Origin of the sequence: Leptolyngbya sp. Cla-17 (assembly GCF_016807185.1) — a bacterium.
Classification (GTDB): Bacteria; Cyanobacteriota; Cyanobacteriia; order Leptolyngbyales; family Leptolyngbyaceae; genus ULC077BIN1.
On record NZ_JAEVYN010000002.1, the window covers coordinates 2,011,997 to 2,032,214 of the forward strand.

Genomic DNA, 20,218 nt, shown 5'->3' on the forward strand with positions numbered 1-20,218 from the left:
TAGATCCAGCAGATGTGAGCAATGTGGTTTATGGCTGAACAAGCAGGCAAAGTTTATCTAGTGGGGTCTGGTCCCGGAGATGCTGACTACCTGACCACGCAAGCGCAAGCCATACTCGCCGCAGCTGAGGTGCTTGTTTATGATGCCTTGGTCGATGGAGCACTGCTAGACCTCGTACCCGAAGCCTGCCTCAAGCTGAATGTGGGCAAGCGAGGCGGACAGCCCAGCATGGCTCAACCCGAGATTAATCGCTTGTTAGTGCAGCACTGCCAGCGCGGCAGAAAAGTGGTGCGGCTAAAAAGTGGCGATCCGTTTGTATTTGGTCGAGCGCAGACAGAAATAGAAGCATTAGTCGCACAGCGCTGTGATTATGAAGTGATACCGGGCTTATCCTCTGCGCTGGTGGCTCCGCTGCTGGCGGGCATTCCCCTAACTGATCCTGAATTGAGCAGTTCATTTACAGTTTGCACGGCTCACAATCCCGATTCGTTGAATTGGGTTTCCCTGTCTAAACTGGAAACGCTGGTGATTTTGATGGGGGGGCGAACTCTGCCCGAAATTGTCCGGCGGTTGCGGGGGCATGGCAAATCACCTAAAACCCCGATCGCGGTCATTCGGTGGGCCGGTCGTGCGGAACAGCAGATTTGGGAAGGTACGCTAGGCAATATTTTGGTAGAAACAGCCAATCAGTCTTTGGCTCCTTGCGTGATTGTGATTGGCGAAGTGGTAAAGCTGCGATCTCTGCTACAGCCAAAAAAAATTCGCAATATGGCTTCAGAACCACCGCGCGATCGTCCGCCAACTGAACGGAGGCGCGATGAATCTCCCTGGACACCTGCAAACTCAACCATTCGGCAATCAGAACGCGATCGCAATCCCGCTCCCAGACTGGAGCCACCCGATAATCGTGAGCCATTCTCCAATTCAGTGCCTCCTGTGAGCGATGACAATTTGCCCATCGTGCCGCCTGTTTCCACCGAACCGTTGCCCCTAACCCACAAAACCGTTTTGGTCACTCGTGCCGTCAGCCAGTCTAGCCAGTTCACGCAACTGTTGGAGGCTCAGGGAGCCACTGTGATTGAGATGCCAACCCTAGAAATTGGAGCGCCGTCTAGCTGGCGAGATTTAGATAACGCGATCGCCCAACTTGACGAATTTGATTGGCTGATTTTGACTTCTACTAATGGCGTAGATGCTTTCTTTAAACGCCTCAAAACTCAAACAGGCGACGATTCACTTTCCTGCAACATCAAAATTGCCGTAGTTGGCGAAAAAACAGCGCAGCGATTGCAGCAATTGGGTATTCCCGCTGATTTTATTCCACCCAAATTTGTTGCCGATTCCTTAGCTGCCAATTTTCCTGAGCCACTAAGCGGACTCCGGATTTTGTTTCCCCGCGTTGAAAGCGGCGGTCGAGAAATGCTAGTTAAGGAATTCGCGAGCCAGGGTGCCAAAGTGCGAGAGGTTGCCGCCTATGAATCGCGCTGTCCAGCGGCGATCTCGCCTCAAGCCCTACAAGCGTTGCGATCGCGATCAGTGGATGTCATCACTTTTGCCAGTTCCAAAACCGTGCAGCATTTTTGCCAATTGCTGCAACAAGCCGATGCAGTATGGCAAACCTATTTAGAAAATATTTGTATTGCTTCTATTGGACCTCAAACCAGTGAAAGCTGCCAGAGTTTGCTGGGGCGGGTGGATGTAGAAGCCATTGAGTTTACCCTAGACGGGCTGACAACGGCGATCGTGCAATGGGCAACTCCAAAAGCGACAGAACCTGCGATCTCTGAACCAACCTTGGAGTCTGAGATTCAGCAGCCTGAAATTCAGCAGCCTGAAATTCGGCAGCCTGAAATCATGACAGGATCTGAGTCCATTCAGGCTGCTGAAGCACCAGAAGTAATACCGATTCAGCCCGAAGAGTCCCAAGCCAACATTCGATCCGAAGATATTCAACCTGAAGATATTCAGCCCGAAGATACCCAAGCCAACATTCGATCCGAAGATATTCAGCCCGAAGCGGTCGCCACAGAAGAATTGGTATCGGAAGCAACCCAACCAGAACCGAACAACCTTCAGATGGTTCAAACTCCTGACAGCCAACCTGAAACGACTCAGCCGCAAATGGATTGGCAGGAGGCGATTTTTGCAGAGGAGATCGTGCCCAATGCACCAGAATCGCAATTATTAGGCAATCAGGTATCAGGCAATATGGAGACAATTTCCGGCTTACCCATACCCAAAGCACCCGAATCAGAAATTTTGCAACCAGAAATATTAGATATCAGAAAACCCAACCAACGAAAGACTGGAAATAGACAAACGCCCATGCCAGAAGTTGTAGAGCTTGAAATTAAAGACGCCGAGGTGATTGCAGTAAATAAATCACGCATCAAAAACTTAAAAACGCCGTCTACATCCGCTAACCCTGAATTTCAGGATAATGAGTGATATGGGCTTTAAATCTACTTTGCTGCTTTAACAATATGTTTCTCTGTTGACGCAGCTTTATCGTCAAATTCTCTGAAAGACTAGACAGAAATAAAAAATGATGGTACAAGTGTATTAAACTACTACAATTCTGTCTAAGATCATGGAAACCCTTACCGAAGCGCAACAAGAGCTATACGACTGGCTAATAGAATACATCCGCGCAAACCAGTATCCGCCCTCAATCCGTCAAATGATGAAGGCAATGGATTTGAAGTCTCCAGCCCCCGTTCAAAGTCGTTTAGAGCATTTGAGAACGAAAGGCTATATCGAATGGACAGAAGGTAAGGCGCGTACTATTCGAGCAACAAATGAAGTGTCACGAGGGGTTCCAATTCGAGGAATGATTGCGGCGGGTAGCCTGGTTGATGCATTCCCCGATTCTGAGATTGAGTATTTAGATTTGGCGGGTATGTCACTTCAACCGACTTACTTTGCGCTAAGGGTGCGGGGAGACAGCATGGTGGATGCCATGATTGACAGCGGTGATATTGTCATTCTCAAGCCTGTTGCTGATCCAAAAGCTCTTAAAAATGGCACGATTGTTGCCGCGAGAGTTCAAGATCAAACCACTCTAAAGTATTTTCACCGCCGAGGTAGCAAAGTGACCTTGCAACCTGCAAACAAAAACTACGAAGCGATTGAAGTGCCTGCTTCTCAAGTAGATGTTCAGGGAGCTTTAGCGCATGTCTGGCGCGACTACAACTAATCTGCAAGATTATCTTGAAGCGGATGAGGTGATCGATTGGCATCATCCCGATATCTTGGCACAGGCAAAGCAACTGTCGTTTGGGCAGATAACCTCTGCGGCGATCGCGCAGCGCTGTTTTGAGTGGGTGCGCGACAACATTTTTCACAGCGTTGATTATCAGATGAATCCTGTGACTTGCAAAGCATCAGAGGTGTTGCGCTATGAAACAGGCTACTGTTATGCAAAAAGCCATTTATTGGCAGCTTTGCTGCGTGCAAACGGCATTCCAGCAGGATTTTGCTATCAGCGATTAAGCATTGATGACAAAGGCGCGCCCTACAGTTTGCATGGATTTAATGCTATTTATTTAGAAGATATTGGTTGGTATCGGGTCGATGCGAGAGGCAACCGCGAAGGCGTTAATGCCCAGTTTACGCCTCCGATCGAACAGCTTGCTTTCACCATTCAGTTTTCTGAAGAGGCAGACTTTTCAACCATTTTTCCAAAGCCTTCTGTAGGGGTTGTAGAAGCACTCCAAGCGCACAGCATTTGGAGTGAAATGCTGTGCAACTTGCCAGATATTTCCTTAGAAGCTGCCGCAAAAGAAGGATTTTTCCAGTAGGGTGAGCCGCTGGGATGGGTAAAAGTGGCGAGGCGATCGCACTAACTATGGCATGATGGCTGAATTAAATCCGTCATTGGATTGTTTAGTCTAGTTAGTGATTTGTATTGATGAATGCCGTCCAACCGCTTCTCAAGGTTTTACGCAGCCGTAAAATGGTGGCACTGCTGCTGCTAGGGTTTGCCTCTGGCTTGCCCTTGTTTCTAACGAGCCGCACTCTACAAGCCTGGATGAAAGATGAACAGGTCGATTTAGGAGTTATCGGCTGGTTTAGCTTAATTGGATTGCCCTATACCCTTAAGTTTCTCTGGTCACCTTTTTTAGATCGCTTTGTTCCTCCTTTTTTGGGACGGCGACGAGGCTGGCTGTTGATTACTCAGATTGGCTTACTGCTGGCGATCGCCGCTATGTCGCTACAGCAACCGAAGCAAGCGCTACAACTGCTTGCAATAAACGCCGTAGTGATTGCATTTTTGAGTGCCACTCAAGACATTGCCAACGATGCATACCGTACTGATGTCTTAGAGCCTGCTGAATTAGGCATTGGAGCCTCCACCTGGGTACTAGGCTACCGAGTAGCAATTTTGGTATCTGGTTCTCTGGCGCTTATTTTGGCAGATTATCTCTCCTGGCAACTGGTTTATTTGCTAATCGCCGGGCTAATGGCGATCGGCATCGTGACAACCTTATGGGCACCGGAACCCAGCGATCGCAGTTCTCCTCCCCAAACGATTGCAGATGCTATCTATCTTCCTTTTAAGGAGTTTTTTGATCGGTTGGGCTTTAAATCTGCCATCTTGGTGCTTTTATTCGTACTGTTTTACAAGTTAGGCGATGCCCTAGTGGGCAACATGGCAACGCCATTTTTATTGGATATTGGCTATAGCAAAACCGAGATTGGCGCAATTCAAGGAACGTTTGGCTTTTTAGCGACCACTCTTGGAGTCGTTGGGGGCGGCATTTTTCTGACTCGCATCGGCATAAATCGGGCGCTATGGGTGTTTGGCGGATTGCAAGCCCTTAGCAACTTCGGCTATTTCTCCTTGACTCTATTACCCAAGGGAACCCAGTGGTTATTAGTTGCCATTACCCTGGAAAACTTTTGTGCAGGGCTAGTAACAGCTGCCTTTGTTGCCTATCTGATGAGCCAATGCAATCATGCCTTTACAGCGACCCAATATGCCCTCCTCTCCAGCTTGATGGCATCTAGCAACATTATCTTGGCGGCTCCAGCAGGCGATTTAGCAAAGGCAACAGGCTGGTCAGTCTTCTTTTTACTCACCTTGTTGGCATCTCTTCCAGGGCTGCTTCTTTTACCGCTTGTTGTCTCCTGGACTGCTATTGTGCCGACCCAACTTCCTAATAACGATGAGAATATATTTTAAGAATGATTTGATTTTTTTGGAAAAAAGCCTGAGAAAAGTGCTCTAGAAACTGCAAATTGGGTAGTAGGCAAGAAGTTTATTGCGGTAGGATTAAATGAGTAGGCTTTACAAATCTTGAGTGAAGTTTCAGAAAAGCTTTTAGCGTTTAAGAAAAACTTATATTGTACTTCTCATGGCGATTTTCCGGCAGTATGTGGCTCCCCTGTTGATTGTTTTTGTCTTTCTATTTGCTTTGGTAGCAGTCAGTTCCCGCATTTTCATGCCGATGGATATGGCGGCTCCGGCACCTATTGAGTCAACAACACATCAGGCTCAAAACTCGGCATTCTATCAACCAACAAATTCTCATAAAACTACGAATCTTCCTCCGTCGTTGTCTGCATTGATTACAGGATTAACGGATGAGTCCACTTGATGGGGTTGTTGCTTTATAGGTTAATGCTTAGGCAACTTCATTAACAACCACCATGTTTCCTCCCGGTTACCAGCTTTCTCAAGGCTCTGGCTTAGACCGTGCATTGTTAGTAAAGTTCATGCAGTGTACTTACGCTGAAATTGAGTCTACTGGTACTTACGGTCATTTAGCTGCCACCGTAGACCAGTATTTTTCTCAGGAAACGCCGCTTTGGTGGGTAAGATTAAGCAGTAATGGCGATGATGTTCAAGCTTTTTTGAATCATCCGATCGCCTGTCTTTGGCTTGGCACTGCGATCGATCAAGTGAGTGGCGATCGCCACGCTCATATTTTTTTGCTATACGTCTCGCCTATCTATCGTCGTCAAGGAATTGGTTTAGCTTTGATGTATCAAGCTGAACAGTGGGCATTGGCACGGGGCGATCGCAAAATCGGACTTCAGGTGTTCCAATCCAATCAACCCGCTGTCACCCTCTACAAACGCCTAGGATATGAAGTTCAATCTTTGGGAATGGCGAAGTCTTTGAGCGGTAGTAAAGATTTAGAAGAGAGAGAGAGACCTCTTCACTGATAAGTTAATTACCATCTCAAACAGCTTTCTACCTGGAGGCATCCCTAATATCATCTAGCGTCTTCACTGTAATTACCTGAGGTGGGGTCGAGTCTGGCGGATACAGAAGATCGACCTGCACAATTCGGCGATCGCCGCCCGGTAAGTTTAGTGTCAACAATGGTTCTCCTGCCTCTCCACGTTGCTGGGTTACGTGAATGAAGCGAGTTTGAGTGGTTCCCGTATCATCTGTATAGCGCAACCGCACCGTACCTCGAAAAAATATACGGTTCTCAGGTGGCTTATAAAATAATAATCCCCCCTTGCTTTTATCATCTTTTAGGGGTGTTTGAATCGCCAACGTCACCGTTTGTTTTTGCTTCGTTGGGTTGTAGAGCGGCATCGTTAAACTATATTGAATTCCATAATTTCCATGGGCTTGATAAGCCGTATCAGGATAACGCGCCAATAGTTTTGCACTCTGAATTTGCCCCGTGCCGAGGGTGCCCCGGTATAGCGTGCTTAAGCCGTAAGAAAACGATCGCCCTTTTTTGGGAATCGTTAAGCGATCGCCCTTCGGTGCATCCGTGACCATTGACTGCCACTGGGAGCCTACCGCTACCCCAGATACGCGTCCATAAAAAACCTTCACTACATTTAAGTTCGGCGGTGTGGGAGGGACATCCCGCGGTCCTGCTAACCCCCCTTTTACTACTAGTGTTTGCCATTCTTCTAGAGTTGGGCTGCGCTCTCGTCTATCTTCAGTTAGAGGGGCAAACATTGCCAAACTTGCCCCATACACCGAACCATTACTTTGCAAGCGCATCAGTGTTGTTCGCCCATTAGACCCTGGAGAACCGCTCACAGGAATCGGCAAATTCATTAACAGATGATTTTCACCGGGTTGAATGACCACTATGCGGGGAAATGATCCTTGGCGGCGACCTCGCAATAGATCATTCATCACTCGGCTACCAGGTCCGGCATAGACCGTTCCTAAAGGGTCTTCGACATAAGCCGGCAACTGAATGAATGATGCATCCGGGCGAGTCAGATAACTAGCTCCCTGCAAAATTTCGATCGTGACAGGTCTAGAGGTTGGGTTGTTCAGAAGGATGGCCTGAAACAACGTTCTCGGAGTACCGCTGCGAGACCTAGCGATGTGATGAGCAAAAATATCAAACCGCCCTTGAAAGGCATAGTTCAAATGAGCGCTAGGAGAGGCTTTACCCTCCGGTGGAAACGTAGAGGTGAGGATGCCATCTGTTTGCACTACTTCGGGGCTATTGCTATTGAGGACAGGCACCGTATCTAACTGCCCTGGAAGGGGGCGAATTTCCTGAGGTTGAAAAACTTCCTGTATTTGAAGCGTAGGTTGAGTAGGAAGAGATTCTCTTGGTAATAACAATTCTTGTGGAGTAACCCTAGGTAACGGTTGGGTTGGTAGCGGAGAGGGAAAAGGGAATACTTGAGCAAGTGTGATGAAAGAAAACAGAGGCAGCATGAGGGAATCTATCAATTCTTTTAGTTGAAAGCGTAAGCTTGAGTAAAAGTGCCAGCAGGCTGATATGGCAATATTTTATACACAGTCAATCTAAGTGCCTAACAAACTTCGACCTTTAAAGAATGAATTAAAAAGAAGATATTCAATAAAAAATGCCCCGCCTGCAATCATAAATCGAGGATGCACCTCAAAATCAGTAATTTCTCAAAGACCTATTTTTATAGTGCAAAGAGAATCTTGAAGTTGATGGGATTTTCCCCTTGTTAGTTTTACTGTATTTTCTTTAAGCTGTCGAATAGATTGAGCTTTGAACCTTAATTTAGTTCGTCTTTTTGGTCATTATTTGTTAGCTTTTAGCTTTCAAATTTTTTGTAGGCTTTGATTCAAACTTTAGATAGTTGTCGTTGCAACCTCGAGCAAGGCACTGTTTAGACAAGGTTTCCCCAATTCCAGGTTTATGCGACAGCTTTTTAATCTATCTAGTTTCTACGTCAGCGATCGCTTACGCGTGCCCACTTTCTGGTTGATCGCATCAAACAATCGTTTGCTCCGAAATCAGGCGCTGCTTATAAGTGCGATCGTGCTTGCAGGTGTTTCTATTTTTGACACTGCGTTACCTGTTTTAGCCGATGCTCCTTCTCTTATTGCCTTAAACTACTGTGAAGGAAAACTGCGAGATGAATTGCTGCAAGGAAAAGGGACCTGTACATTTCCGAGCGGTAATCGTTACGAGGGAGAACTGCGAGATAGTCAGCGCCAAGGGAAAGGTACTTTCACCTTTGCTGATGGCACTCGCTGCGAAGGAAACTTTCGGAATGATTTACTCAATGGCAAGGGTACATGCGTCTTTCCAGGGAGAAATCGGTATGAAGGCGAGTTTCAAAAAGGCATCCGAGCAGGACAGGGAACATTCTTTTTTGCAAATGGAACACGTTGCCAAGGAACTTTTCGAGGTGATGCTTTAAACGGGGCAGGGGTTTGCACTTATCCCAGCGGCAACCGTTACGAAGGCAATTTTCAAAATAGCAAAAAGCAAGGAAGAGGAATATTGGTATTGGCAGATGGCACTCGCTGCGAGGGAGAATTTCAAAATGATTTGCTCAACAGCTTTGCGGTATGTAGTCTTCCAAGCGGAATGCGCTATGAAGGGGAGTTTCGCATGGGTCGGCAAAGTGGAAAAGGAGTTTACACGTTGGCAAATGGGGCGCGGCTTGAGGGGACCTGGAAAAATGGAAAGTTTGTTGAGACAAAAAATAAGCTAAACACCATTCAACGACTCTTGCCAAACGAACCTTGAGTTAAGTGAATCGAACTGGATAAAGAGCATCAAGATGAAGCGTTTTGATCGCCGTGTATAGGCAGTTTAATTCATGGGCTTTTTTGCGTTTCGTTAAGCTAAACCCTAAATTTATTGATCTTTGTAAGGATTACTATCGGTCTTACGATGTAGTCCTTTAGACTGAATCTCACTTCAAAACGTCCTCTTTAAAAACGGCTTGAGTAAGATTATGTCTGAACTTTCCTTGCATGAATTGCTAGCTATTTTTTCATCTTTTGCTTGTGTTGCTGGAATTTCTCTTTTGGTCAGCGATCGCGATCCCATGAAGGATGATGTGGAAGCAGCCGATCATATGCTGATGCTAATGACTTTTGCTTATTGGTTGGTCTATTGCGGAGCATTGGGTTTGCAAAAGGTCATTTTGCCTGAGTGGGAAATCGCCATGCTCAGCGCTAAGTTAACCGGTGTCATTGCCTTTTTGCTCACTGCTAGCTGCATTCTCAGTCTGCCGTTAAATCGTGTGGCGGATCGGCAAGCTGAGTAAGCATTTATCCTATCGAGTGAGAATTTCGGCGATCGCGGCTTCTAACTCTGCTTGTTCTAGGGAAGCAATCACAAACACTTCTTGTACAGTTTTCCCTTTTCTGGCAATGAGTTTGAAGCCGCCTCGAATTGGAACCGACACTTTTAGCGTCAGTCTTTGAGTGTTAGATCGCGCAGGACCAATCACTCCAGGGGTAATAGTTTGAATTCCCACTTGTTGAGTCAGGCAATCCAGAATAGGGATTAGCCCTGGAATGTGAGTGGAATGGTTGAGAACTAGTCTGCCACTGGAACTCGCCATAATAATGTCCTGCGGTGTTGAAATCGATTCTGCAAAAAATCTAATTGCTCAAAAAATCAATCATGCTGCTTCTAAAGGAGCCATGGTTAAGTTTTCTCGCCCTAATTGCATATGATAAAGCTCAGCTTGCTCCTGAGGTCCAACCCAGACGATCGCTTGCCCTTCATGATGCACCTGATTGGTTAGGTCCCAAGCATAGTCAGGCGTCATTCCAGGAATATACTTGAGCAAGCAACTGGATACATGCTCAAAGGTGTTGAAGTCGTCATTCAACACAATGACTTTAAAATTGGGATAAGGCTGATGCGTCGTTTGACCAGACTTAGCCGGGGCAATGGTTGGAGATGCCGTCAGGGTGGGTGTTGTTGCCAAGGTTCGTATTGCGAACGCGCAATCACGAGAAAATCTCATACAGGTTTATGGAGCTTTAGCGGTTACTCCTAGGGTATCAGTATCAGGCTAGTGCGATCGCCTTTCCGGCGGACTAAGTATTTTGCGATTGCATCCATCGAGCACCTCCTATGAGTGTTGCCAGACCTAGCAGTAAAGGAGTGAGCCAGTCTCCCCAACGAACATACCCAGTTTGATTTTGGCGACGATAGATAGTTTCGGCATGAATTTCGTAGGTTTGAGGCTGCGATCGCCAAACAATTCTTCCGTGGGGATCGATCACGCCTGAATAGCCTGTGTTAGTGGCGCGCACTGCCCAGCGATCAGTCTCAATTGCCCGCATCAAATCTTGTGCTTGATGCTGTGCCATCAGCACCTCGCTGTAAGGATCAAGATTAGATGCAGTTAGAATAAATTGCCCACCCCGCGCCGCCTGCCCCCGAAATACTTCAGGAAAGGCAGAGTCATAGCAAATACTAGCGATCGCTTGACCCCATGGCGTATTCAACTGCTGATTCAACGTTCCGGGTAAACCATTTTCTGCGACAGTCGTTAACTTGCCAATTAGCGTACCCAGCAATTCTTGAAACGGAATATATTCTCCTAGCGGCACTAACTTCACTTTGTCGTAACGACTGATCGACTCCCCTTGCGGATTTAAAGTCAGTAAGCTACGAGCAACCCCACCCTTTTGAGCCGTAAACGTCCCTAACCAAGCAACTTTCTTTTTGTCTAACACTGCTTGATAAAATAGGCTGTTCGCCCGACTGCGATCGTTCCACAAAAACGGCAGTGCGCCTTCGGGGGTTAATACGGCTTCCGCACCTTGATCGATCAACGTTGTATAGCCTTTGGCATATCCTACTTTTGCTTGTTGCAATCCTTCTGAGAACAACTTGATTCTGGTTGGCACATTTCCTTGAACAATCCCCACTTTTAAGGCAGAGGTCGCTAGATCATTTAAGGGCTGACGGTAGAGCCAGTAGCCAAACAGATGACAGGTGACGAACAGCAATGCCGCGATCGCGAGTAAGAATCGGGCAAGCCTGTCTCTAGATCCTGACTGCCAACTAATCCAAGCTTCTGCAAGTAGCCCATTCACTGCCGCGATCGCCGCCGTTACTGTCATCGCGCCGGATAGCTGACCCAAATGTAAAATCGACAGGTTTCCTGGGCTTTGCGTATAAGAAATAGAGGTCCATGCTAAGGGAGTTAGATTGCACAAGGTTTCTACTCCACACCAGAGCGCCGTACCCAAAAGAACACGAAATAAGCTGGAACCTATTCCTCTATGTTCTACTCCCCAACTCGCAGCACCCAACCTCATTCCTCCTGTCCAGATCACCAGCAGCGCCACGCCCCAGAGGGTAATAAACGCCCAGCAAAAAAGGGTGATGGCAATACTGGCAAGCCACGGAACGCCTAGCCACATCAAGGGATGCAAGCCTGTAATCCAGGAAAGCGCTGAACCGTGATACCCGATGCCCCACGCGATCGCGCAGGTAGTCGGAGAGACCATTGACCCATTTGTTTTTTGTCTTTCACCATTGACGATGATCCACAATGGAACCAGCGAAATCCAGGCCAACCCCCACCAATTTAGGGGAGCCACTGCCAAACTCATGACAACACCGCTGAAAAAAGCAATACCCAAAAGTTTCCAATCCTGGGGCTTCCAAGCTTGGAAAAGCAGTGGTTGAAATTTAACAAGTCGGCTCTGAAAATTTGGCATAGAAACCACTATACTCAGCGATTGCTTCCCGGTTCACGCACCTGCTAAATCGAGTAATACAGGGGAAATGCCTTGGCATCTTTGGGTTTCACAAAAACGCGCTGCTGAGGTTTCAAGTTCAGTTCATCAAAGCGATCGCGGGTCAAATGTGCCATTAACACCTGTCCATCATCCAACATCAACTCCGCCTGAATTTCCCAACCCAGGTGAATGATGCGGCTGACCCGTGCAGCCACCGATGCTTCGGTTTGCTGAGTTTCCACCAAAATATCTTGGGGTCGCAAAAAAACCTCTGGATGGGGCGAATCAAACCCATTCGCTTGAAAAATCCGAGAGGTACTGGGCAATACGTTGACTGGACCAATGAAGCTCATGACAAAGGCACTCGCAGGATGATCATAAATTTGTGCCGGAGACCCTACCTGCTCCACTTTGCCCTTATTCATAATCACAATTTCATCTGCTACTTCCATTGCTTCTTCTTGGTCATGGGTCACAAAAACAGTTGTGACATGCACTTCATCATGTAAGCGCCGCAGCCATACGCGCAAGTCTTTTCGCACTTTGGCATCCAGCGCCCCAAATGGTTCATCTAACAGCAGCACATTCGGTTCCACAGCCAGCGCCCTTGCAAGCGCGACTCGCTGTCGTTGTCCCCCTGACAATTGAGACGGATAGCGATCGCCCAATCCATGGAGTTGCACAAGTTCCAACAATTCATCCACCCGTGCTTTCATCTGATTAGAGGAGGTTTTTCGCAATTCCAACGCAAAGGCAATGTTTTTCCGCACCGTCAGATGCTTGAACAGAGCATAGTGCTGAAACACAAAACCAATGTTGCGATCTTGCACACTACGATGGGTGGCATCTTCGCCCGTCAGCCAAATCTTGCCGCTATCAGGAGTTTCCAACCCTGAAATTAGACGGAGTAGCGTAGACTTTCCTGAACCAGAAGGACCTAACAATGCAATTAAGGTGCCGCTTTTGATCTCAAGACTGACCTGGCTGACTGCTTGAAAGCTACCAAACTGCTTAGAGACGTCCTCAACAATAATGCCCACGGAATGCAACCTCAATTCAGAGTAAATGACTGGAAAAAATGAATAGCAATTGGCAAATTACAGCTCAGATATTTAAGGTCAACGCCAGAATTGGATGGCTGTTTCTCCACGATCTGCTCTAATTCTTTGCGGATACTGCCGTCAAATCAAAACCCAGTTCTTTGATAGGGTTTATGTAGTTTATACCACGAGTGGTTTCTCACGACTATTCATACAGCCAAGACATTTCATAATTCTGCATAAACTAACTGAAATCATGCTTTAGAATAGGAAGGTTGTAAAAAATCATTCCGTTTGTCATGGCTCAACCGAAAAAGAAAACATCCAAGTCCAAACGTGATAAGCGGCGGGCAACCTGGAATAGCAAAGCTCGATTACAGGCACAGCGTGCCTTGTCGCTTGGCAAGTCGATTTTGACTGGGCGTGCTGAAGGCTTCGTCTATCCACAGGCTGAAGAAGAGGAAGAAGAGGCGTAGAGCGCTTTTAAGGATGCTAGGAAAATTCTTCCAAAAACCAGATTCTTCCCTACAAAATCGCGTTCCACCAGGACAGCACTTGGCGAAAGGCTTTCCGGTCTTGACCTATGGTGATACTCCCTATGTGGAGGTTAAAGATTGGACACTGAAAGTATGGGGATTGGCACAGAAGGTCATCTTTACATGGGATGACCTAATGGCAATGCCTCAAAGTGACTTTACTGCTGATTTTCATTGTGTTACCACATGGTCAAAGTTGGATGTCCAGTGGCAAGGCGTAAAGGTAGTGGATTTCATGAAACAGGTTGAAGTAGATCCCAAAGCGATTCACATTATGGAACATTGCTATGGGGACTACACAACTAATATTTCCATGGAAGATTTCTTGCGAGAAGAAAACTTTTTTGCTCATACGCTTTTTGGTGAACCGCTTCCGGCTGAGCATGGTGGGCCGTTGCGTCTCGTGGTTCCTCATCTGTATGCTTGGAAAAGTGCTAAATGGCTAAATGGATTGGAATTTCTTGCCCAAGAAGAGTTAGGTTTTTGGGAGCGAAATGGCTATCATCAACGAGGTGAGCCTTGGGCAGAGGAACGGTATAGCGGTTGAAAAATGTTGTTGGTAAGAGTGTGAATTTTGGCGAGGCTGTTCCCGCAAATGTCTATACGGCCTAGAAATTGCCTTTAACCGAGGTTCAATAGAATTTGTGCCAAATTAACACTCCATTGATTATGGAGTGGTTAGATTTCCTCAATCGAGGATTCTCGATTAAGATGGAATAGCTTCTCACAATGCTGGCGGAAATTTGGTACAGACGATATCTGAGATGATGCAAGTCAGTGATCCCTCGAAAGCTAATTTAGATACGGAAGCGATCGCTCAAGCTCTTTTTTCTCAGACGCTATCATCCGCACAGCTTCAGCAAATGTCTCCAGGAGCGCTAGCGTATTTAGGAGACGCTGTTTACGAGCTTTATATTCGCCGATACTACTTAACCCCGCCCAAGCGAATTCAAGCTTATCATCATCAAGTTGTGTCACAAGTTCGGGCTGAAACCCAAGCTCACCACTTAAACCAGTTACTTCCCTTCCTGACCTCTACAGAATTAGATCTTTTAAAGCGTGGACGAAACGCTGTAGCCAGCCGTCCCAAACGGATCGATCCAGATACCTACCAGCGGGCAACGAGTTTGGAGACACTAATTGGATATCTGTATCTCTCTGATCTGCACCGCCTCATGGAGTTATTGGCTCATTTGCAAATCGACACTGATATCTGTTAATTAGCAACCTCTGTATTATCAAGAGATCGTTCTTAGTTCAAAGGCGAAGATTATTGTCTTTTTGTATCGATCATTAAATTTCTAGTCCTTATCTTTTATTTTTACGAACCATGACTGATAAAAAGCGCAAGTCTGATCCACCTCGTCGTGTCCGTACTGATTCGGGAAGCGTTGGTCTACCGAAACCACAAGGTGCAAGGCGCGATCGCGATCGCCCTGTCCGGGGGGACGCAGCCATGCCATCCAGAGACGGCAAGCCCTACAAAAAACGGATTGTAACGGGCAGACCTCGACCTGTTTCCAGAGATGGTGATACTGAAATTCCCTCTCCTAAAATTTCTCGTCCAGAGCGGGCTTCGCATGATCACAGAAGTTCGCGCTCAGACTATACTTCTAGACCGGAACGTGCTTCTGGAGACGCGAAAGGATCTTGGTCAGAAGGTAATGTTCCCAGACCTAAGCGCGCTGCCAAAGATGCTAGAGGATCACGCTCTGACTATTCTTCTAGACCTGAACGCGCTTCTAAAGATTCTAGAGGATCGCGATCGGAAGGTTATACATCTAGACCTGAGCGGACTTCTAGAGATGCTAGAGGATCACGGTCTGAAAGCTATACCTCCAGACCTAAGCAGGCATCTAGAGACTTTAGAGATGCCCGGTCAAATTCTGTAGAATCTGGCTCTGGAGATTTTCAAGGAACGCGCTCTGGAGCATTTATCCACCCTGAGCGCATTAGAGAACCCAAGCGATCGCGTGCAGAAACCTTTATTCCTCGTAGCAGACGAGATTTCTCAGAAGCGCAGGGGGATTTGTCTAACGCGTCTCAAGAAGATTCTGCTGAACTGATTTATGGTCGTCATCCAGTTTTGGCAGCAATGGAATCAGAGCGTAGCCTGAATCGCATTTGGATTATTCCTCGTTTGCGCTATGACCATCGGTTTCACACATTGTTACAGCAGGCAAAAAACAACGGTGCGGTGATTGATGAAGTTGATCCCCGCCGATTGGATCAAATGACTCAAGGAGCCAATCATCAGGGAGTTGCGGCGCAAGTAGCACCCTATGAGTACATCGAACTGGCCGCTTTGATTGAGCAGGCTAAAGCGAAGGTTGATCAACCTGTGCTAGTTGTTGCAGATGGCATTACCGATCCTCATAACCTAGGTGCCATTATTCGTTCAGCAGAAGCGATGGGGGCACAAGGTTTAATCATTCCACAACGAAGAGCTGCCGGGATCACCGCAACAGTTGCGAAAGTAGCCGCTGGAGCGCTGGAAACTTTCCCAGTAGCAAGGGTTGTCAATTTAAATCGTGCACTAGAGGATTTGAAGGCAGCCGGGTTCTGGATGTATGGACTCGAATTAGAAGCAAGTGAGCCAATTCATACAGTCGAGTTTACTGGGGCGATCGCCTTGGTGATTGGGGCAGAAGGAGAAGGCCTGAGTATGCTAATTCAACGGGGCTGCGATCGTCTAGTCTCTATTGCTTTGGCAGGAAATACGCCTAGCCTTAATGCATCTGTTGCAACAGGAATGGCATTGTATGAAGTTTATCGTCAGCGCCAATTCAAAACCTTACATTTAGACAGATCTCATCCGATGGGGTTGAAAAAAGGCGAGGTTACAGAGTATAACAAACCATAGCTGATGAAATAATTGAAACTGTTTAAAGCTATAAAGCTTTGTAGAATTCCCCTGGAAAAAATAGCGAGACAGCAATGCAGGAATCTCTAGTAAGACTTGTTGATTTTTTTGGCTTTGCCTGGTGGGTAAAAGTTAAAACCAATTCTCCTCGCTGTACGTATTATTTCGGTCCTTTTCTAAATCGCCAACAGGCAGAAGCTGAGGAGCCAGGATACTTAGAAGATTTACAGTTTGAAGGCGCTCAAGGTATCGCAGTTTCAATTAAGCGATGCAAGCCTACAAATTTGACGGTTTACGATGAATTGGCAGAGCCTCCTGCTAAAAGTCTGAAAGTCTCCGTTCTTTAAGCAATAAATATCCTGAACTATCAGACTGCAATATCATTGGTCGCTCGCTAATTGACTTTGAAAAATATAACAATGTTCTACCAAAAGCCAATTCCCGGCATAGTTTATGTTTCCCGCCACGACGACAGTTTGTTCTGCGTTCAAGCATTCAAACAAATGATTGATGTCAGCCTTTAGAGTTACTAAACTAACGGTTTGGCCAGTCAAACTTGTGGGCATCGTAATAAACAATTCGTACTGCTGTTTGTCTAACCGTTTAAAAACACCTGATACTTCCAATTGAGTTTGGATTAAACTGCGCTCTACAGTTTGTTGGGTGAACTCCTGTTGGGTTGGGGCATATCCCAATCCTGGGTAGGCATCAGGTTGATTTAAATAAAATTGCTGCCAGTAAAGCCACTCTGGATGATCAATCGGTTGGTTGAATAATGGAATAATGGCATTTGGAGCAATCGCGTCGGTTAATAGTGCTTCTTGGAGCGATCGCACTGGTAAATCTCTGGGTTGACACTGGAGTTCAATGCAGAGCGCCGCTGCCATTCCTGCCGCTTGCCCGATCCCCAAAACGCAGGGCTGTAAACGAGTGGCTCCATTTGCCATGTGAGAGACAGAAATATTTTTTTCACAGGCGAGAAAGCCATCGATAGTTTCAGGAACCAAAGCCCGATAAGGGATCGTAAATGGTGTTCCCGTCCAGCGTCCACCCCATCGAATTGATTTTGGCGCAAGCTTGATGTCGCCGCTGGGATAGTGGTGATCGTTGGCATAGTTGCCGATCGAGATCGCGTCACACACATTCTCAGCCTGCTCACATCCTTGAGCATTGACCACAATGGGTAATGCTGCCACGCTACCCTTTGCGATCGGCAACAGATCTCGTTCTCGCACCGTTGTCAGACCTCTCAATCGTCTGCTTTCCCGGTAGTAAGGGTGCAACGCATACGCTCCATCACTAAGGATGTGAGATTTAGATGAAATGTGAGGGAAAATATTCTCAGCTAGCCCATAGCGTCGCCCCAAGTGGGTTTGGATAAAGTGAGCAAATCCTTGGGAATGCCAACCGGCTTCTTGTAAAAATTGCTGTTTTTCTGACTCTGTGCCAATTAATCGATGAACCCCTTCACCATAATCATTGCCATGGATCGGCCAATTGATCATGAAGCGATCGCCCGGAAGTCGCCCATAGTTCAAAAACTTCTCGCCGCCATAATCCTCCCATGCGCCCTTAAATAACTCAGGATTGTAATGAGGTGGCGCTGGAATCACAGCCGCCTTATTGCCCTCGCCCACATCCTGCATCACCATCACCCAAGTAGGAGTCTGCACTGGATAAGTTTGAGTCAAAGCATTGGATTCAATGGGCGCACTGGGTTCCCCAAACTCTGCCTGCAACTCCCAACCCCAGCGATGAGGAATATCTCCTAACACCAGCAAATCCCCTAGTTCTGTGCCATCCAGCGTCACCTTGCCATAAATCGTATAATCTGCAAACCGGACTCCCACCACCTGATTTGCGTGCCGTAAAACTTCCAGCGGAACCTGCCCTGCAATCCATGTCAAGTTTGGCAGCTCCGCTACCCAATCAGCAAAAATTGCAGCGCCCACCCGTGGATCGTAAGTAAAGAAACTGACCCAGCCATGATCCAATCCTTCCGGATGCCGTCGCTCCAATTCTCGCAAAAACGCTCCCCAAATGCCCGTTTGCCACGCTTCCAGTTCATTCCCATCTGGAGCAGTTACTCCCGCACTGGTCAGCATTCCGCCCAACCATGCAAATTCACTCACTAGAATTACATTTGCTCCCCGCCGCGCCGCCTGTAGTGCCGCTGCTGTTCCCCCCGTTCCTCCACCCACCACCAAAACATCCGTCTTTAATGTTTCCATCTCACCTCACAAAGGTACATACTGACTTTGCCCGACACAGTCCTCTTCAAATTCTGCCAGCATTAGGATGTCCTCAATAATTCGCCCCATTGATGCTTGGCTGTTTTGTATTGCAATAACTCTAGGCATTGGCAGTCCAGCCGCAAGCCTCTCTTAGGCAAACTTGGGAACTGTCCTAAAATCACGGGTTAGCAAAACTCTTTTTTCTTTCGCTGCCCAATCCAAAATTTCTGGATCTCCCACGCCTGACAAACCAACTTGCTGAACTCATTATACGGAATTGCGGAAGGCAGTACTTTTTGACCAGATTAAATTGCTTGAATCCAATCAAAGCCCACTTTGCCTTGAACTATCACAGGATGCTGCATCAACCATTGGCACCGCTTGACTAAGACATCCTCTAAAGCATCAAGATTGTCAAACACTTGATTAGCGATTGCTTCGCGCAGCAAAGACCAGACACATTCAGTGGGTTGCAGTTGGAGGGTATAGGGCAATAGCGGGTAGAAGAAAATGCCGGGGGGCACCTGAAGTTTTTGGCTCATATGCCACGCGGCCTGATCAACCAATAGAATGATCAACTGCTGACGATGGGGATTGACCTGAGCCGCAAATAGCTCTAACGCCATCTGCATCATGGAGACATTGGCACGGGGCAATAAAAGGAAGTAGCTCGCTCCAGTGGCAGGATGGACAAAACCATAGGTGTAGACCCATTGATAGCGGCGAGAATGATGCGCTGATGGGCGTTCTCCTATGGGTGCCCAAACCCGCCTGACAATGGGTTGCAAGCCTAATCGAGCTTCGTCTTCCGCCCAAATTACAATCTCCCGATTGGGAAACAACGAGCGCAACCACGCCACATGACCTGCTAATCCTGCTTTGAACTCTGCTTGCTGCTCAAGGGTTGCGCTTTGATGATGCACCGGACGCGGCACCTGCAAGCTCAACCCCAAACGTCGTAGATACTTCCAGGCTGTTGAGGGGTGTAAGCAAATGCCAAAGTAGGTTTCGATATACTCCCCAACTTTCGGTCCACTCCAGAGTCCGCCATCATCCGGGGCACTCTGTAAGCGTTGCCGCAATAGCCGTTGCTGTTCATCACTTAAAGCCAACCGATTGCCCCCAGGGTTCAAGCGTTGCCGATTGACTAGTCCGACCGCACCCTCGGCGTTGTAGCGACGGGCAATTTTCCGCACTCCACTACAACTGAGTCCACAAATCTCAGCGGTTTGTTCGATGCTCATCGGAGTCTTTGGATGACTGAGCAATCGAATCACCAACCAACGGTTTTTCTCGCCAGCATCTTGGCACTGAACATACCGCTGAGTTAGATCTGCGTAGTCTAGATGAGGGCTAATTTGAGTGCGGGGTCGAGGCATGGACAGAGTACCTTTTTCATCTTGCTAAATGATACTCCCCTACTCAATTCCGTATAAGATGTCGATATGCGATTGAAAAATGGCTAAAAATCAAATTTAGTTTGTCCTCAAGGCTTTCAGCCATTTCTAAGTAGCCGATATGAGGTTTCAAATCGAATTCAATGAAGAGTGCAGCGATCGCAAGTGAAAACCCAGGAGCAATAACATAGGTTCATGCTGGCGGCTAATGATACAGTCTACATCGGA

At 47.2% G+C, this 20,218-nt stretch carries 20 protein-coding genes and 1 pseudogene; 13 read left to right on the top strand and 8 right to left on the bottom strand.

Annotation, left to right across the window (positions count from 1 at the left end):
- The first annotated feature begins 30 nt into the window (after positions 1–30).
- The 6 genes from cobA to JOY44_RS20225 all read left to right on the top strand — a co-directional run bounded on the left by cobA (position 31) and on the right by JOY44_RS20225 (position 6,171).
- Complete coding sequence (gene cobA / locus JOY44_RS20200; protein WP_171575345.1) at positions 31–2,448, top strand: uroporphyrinogen-III C-methyltransferase; 2,418 nt, start codon at positions 31–33, stop codon at positions 2,446–2,448.
- A 142-nt stretch (positions 2,449–2,590) separates the two neighbouring features.
- On the top strand, positions 2,591–3,196 hold the full coding sequence (lexA, locus tag JOY44_RS20205; RefSeq protein WP_171575346.1) for a transcriptional repressor LexA: 606 nt from the start codon (positions 2,591–2,593) through the stop codon (positions 3,194–3,196).
- Positions 3,174–3,800, top strand: coding sequence for a transglutaminase-like domain-containing protein (locus JOY44_RS20210; protein ID WP_197985601.1), 627 nt, complete (start codon positions 3,174–3,176; stop codon positions 3,798–3,800). Before lexA ends, JOY44_RS20210 begins: the two co-directional genes overlap by 23 nt.
- Before the next feature lie 110 nt (positions 3,801–3,910).
- Positions 3,911–5,185: an AmpG family muropeptide MFS transporter gene (locus tag JOY44_RS20215; protein ID WP_171575347.1), complete on the top strand. Its 1,275-nt coding sequence runs from the start codon at positions 3,911–3,913 to the stop codon at positions 5,183–5,185.
- Positions 5,186–5,357: 172 nt separating this feature from the next.
- The gene (locus JOY44_RS20220) at positions 5,358–5,600 is read left to right on the top strand and encodes a hypothetical protein (RefSeq protein ID WP_171575348.1); all 243 of its coding nucleotides are present in this window, start codon (positions 5,358–5,360) and stop codon (positions 5,598–5,600) included.
- Between the two features lie 52 nt (positions 5,601–5,652).
- The gene (locus JOY44_RS20225; RefSeq protein WP_171575349.1) at positions 5,653–6,171 is read left to right on the top strand and encodes a GNAT family N-acetyltransferase; all 519 of its coding nucleotides are present in this window, start codon (positions 5,653–5,655) and stop codon (positions 6,169–6,171) included.
- 28 nt (positions 6,172–6,199) lie between these two features.
- On the opposite strand, the gene JOY44_RS20230 is transcribed toward JOY44_RS20225, so the two are convergent.
- Positions 6,200–7,654, bottom strand: a complete 1,455-nt coding sequence (locus tag JOY44_RS20230; RefSeq protein ID WP_171576139.1) for a DUF3370 domain-containing protein — start codon at positions 7,652–7,654, stop codon at positions 6,200–6,202.
- A gap of 457 nt (positions 7,655–8,111) precedes the next feature.
- Here JOY44_RS20230 and JOY44_RS20235 point away from each other — a divergent pair, with 457 nt between their 5' ends.
- Positions 8,112–8,951, top strand: a complete 840-nt coding sequence (locus JOY44_RS20235) for an MORN repeat-containing protein (RefSeq protein ID WP_171575350.1) — start codon at positions 8,112–8,114, stop codon at positions 8,949–8,951.
- Between the two features lie 211 nt (positions 8,952–9,162).
- Complete coding sequence (locus JOY44_RS20240) at positions 9,163–9,477, top strand: hypothetical protein (RefSeq protein ID WP_171575351.1); 315 nt, start codon at positions 9,163–9,165, stop codon at positions 9,475–9,477.
- Between the two features lie 9 nt (positions 9,478–9,486).
- On the opposite strand, the gene JOY44_RS20245 is transcribed toward JOY44_RS20240, so the two are convergent.
- The 4 genes from JOY44_RS20245 to JOY44_RS20260 all read right to left on the bottom strand — a co-directional run bounded on the left by JOY44_RS20245 (position 9,487) and on the right by JOY44_RS20260 (position 12,960).
- Positions 9,487–9,777: a DUF2103 domain-containing protein gene (locus JOY44_RS20245; RefSeq protein WP_197985603.1), complete on the bottom strand. Its 291-nt coding sequence runs from the start codon at positions 9,775–9,777 to the stop codon at positions 9,487–9,489.
- 60 nt (positions 9,778–9,837) lie between these two features.
- Positions 9,838–10,149, bottom strand: a complete 312-nt coding sequence (gene clpS / locus JOY44_RS20250) for an ATP-dependent Clp protease adapter ClpS (RefSeq protein ID WP_322091354.1) — start codon at positions 10,147–10,149, stop codon at positions 9,838–9,840.
- A 112-nt stretch (positions 10,150–10,261) separates the two neighbouring features.
- Positions 10,262–11,821: an apolipoprotein N-acyltransferase gene (gene lnt / locus JOY44_RS20255; protein ID WP_242541810.1), complete on the bottom strand. Its 1,560-nt coding sequence runs from the start codon at positions 11,819–11,821 to the stop codon at positions 10,262–10,264.
- 122 nt (positions 11,822–11,943) lie between these two features.
- Entirely contained in the window at positions 11,944–12,960 is a 1,017-nt protein-coding gene (locus JOY44_RS20260; RefSeq protein ID WP_171575354.1) for a sulfate/molybdate ABC transporter ATP-binding protein, read from the bottom strand.
- Between the two features lie 299 nt (positions 12,961–13,259).
- Between JOY44_RS20260 and JOY44_RS20265 the strand changes: the two genes are divergently transcribed.
- The 5 genes from JOY44_RS20265 to JOY44_RS20285 all read left to right on the top strand — a co-directional run bounded on the left by JOY44_RS20265 (position 13,260) and on the right by JOY44_RS20285 (position 16,706).
- On the top strand, positions 13,260–13,436 hold the full coding sequence (locus tag JOY44_RS20265; protein ID WP_171575355.1) for a 50S ribosomal protein L32: 177 nt from the start codon (positions 13,260–13,262) through the stop codon (positions 13,434–13,436).
- A gap of 13 nt (positions 13,437–13,449) precedes the next feature.
- Positions 13,450–14,043: a sulfite oxidase-like oxidoreductase gene (locus JOY44_RS20270; protein ID WP_171575356.1), complete on the top strand. Its 594-nt coding sequence runs from the start codon at positions 13,450–13,452 to the stop codon at positions 14,041–14,043.
- 217 nt (positions 14,044–14,260) lie between these two features.
- On the top strand, positions 14,261–14,716 hold the full coding sequence (locus JOY44_RS20275) for a Mini-ribonuclease 3 (protein WP_171575357.1): 456 nt from the start codon (positions 14,261–14,263) through the stop codon (positions 14,714–14,716).
- A 110-nt stretch (positions 14,717–14,826) separates the two neighbouring features.
- On the top strand, positions 14,827–16,359 hold the full coding sequence (gene rlmB / locus JOY44_RS20280; protein WP_197985604.1) for a 23S rRNA (guanosine(2251)-2'-O)-methyltransferase RlmB: 1,533 nt from the start codon (positions 14,827–14,829) through the stop codon (positions 16,357–16,359).
- A gap of 74 nt (positions 16,360–16,433) precedes the next feature.
- Entirely contained in the window at positions 16,434–16,706 is a 273-nt protein-coding gene (locus tag JOY44_RS20285; RefSeq protein ID WP_171575358.1) for a DUF1816 domain-containing protein, read from the top strand.
- 33 nt (positions 16,707–16,739) lie between these two features.
- Here the strand turns inward: JOY44_RS20285 and JOY44_RS20290 are convergent, their stop codons facing one another.
- From JOY44_RS20290 to JOY44_RS20300, 3 genes and pseudogenes are all read right to left on the bottom strand, one after another.
- A complete protein-coding gene (locus JOY44_RS20290; protein ID WP_171575359.1) occupies positions 16,740–18,590 on the bottom strand; it encodes an FAD-dependent oxidoreductase in 1,851 nt (616 codons plus the stop codon).
- 153 nt (positions 18,591–18,743) lie between these two features.
- Positions 18,744–18,845: pseudogene (locus JOY44_RS32900) on the bottom strand (hypothetical protein); the annotation flags it as partial.
- A gap of 53 nt (positions 18,846–18,898) precedes the next feature.
- Entirely contained in the window at positions 18,899–19,972 is a 1,074-nt protein-coding gene (locus JOY44_RS20300) for an IS630 family transposase (protein WP_171571797.1), read from the bottom strand.
- Between the last annotated feature and the right edge of the window lie 246 nt (positions 19,973–20,218).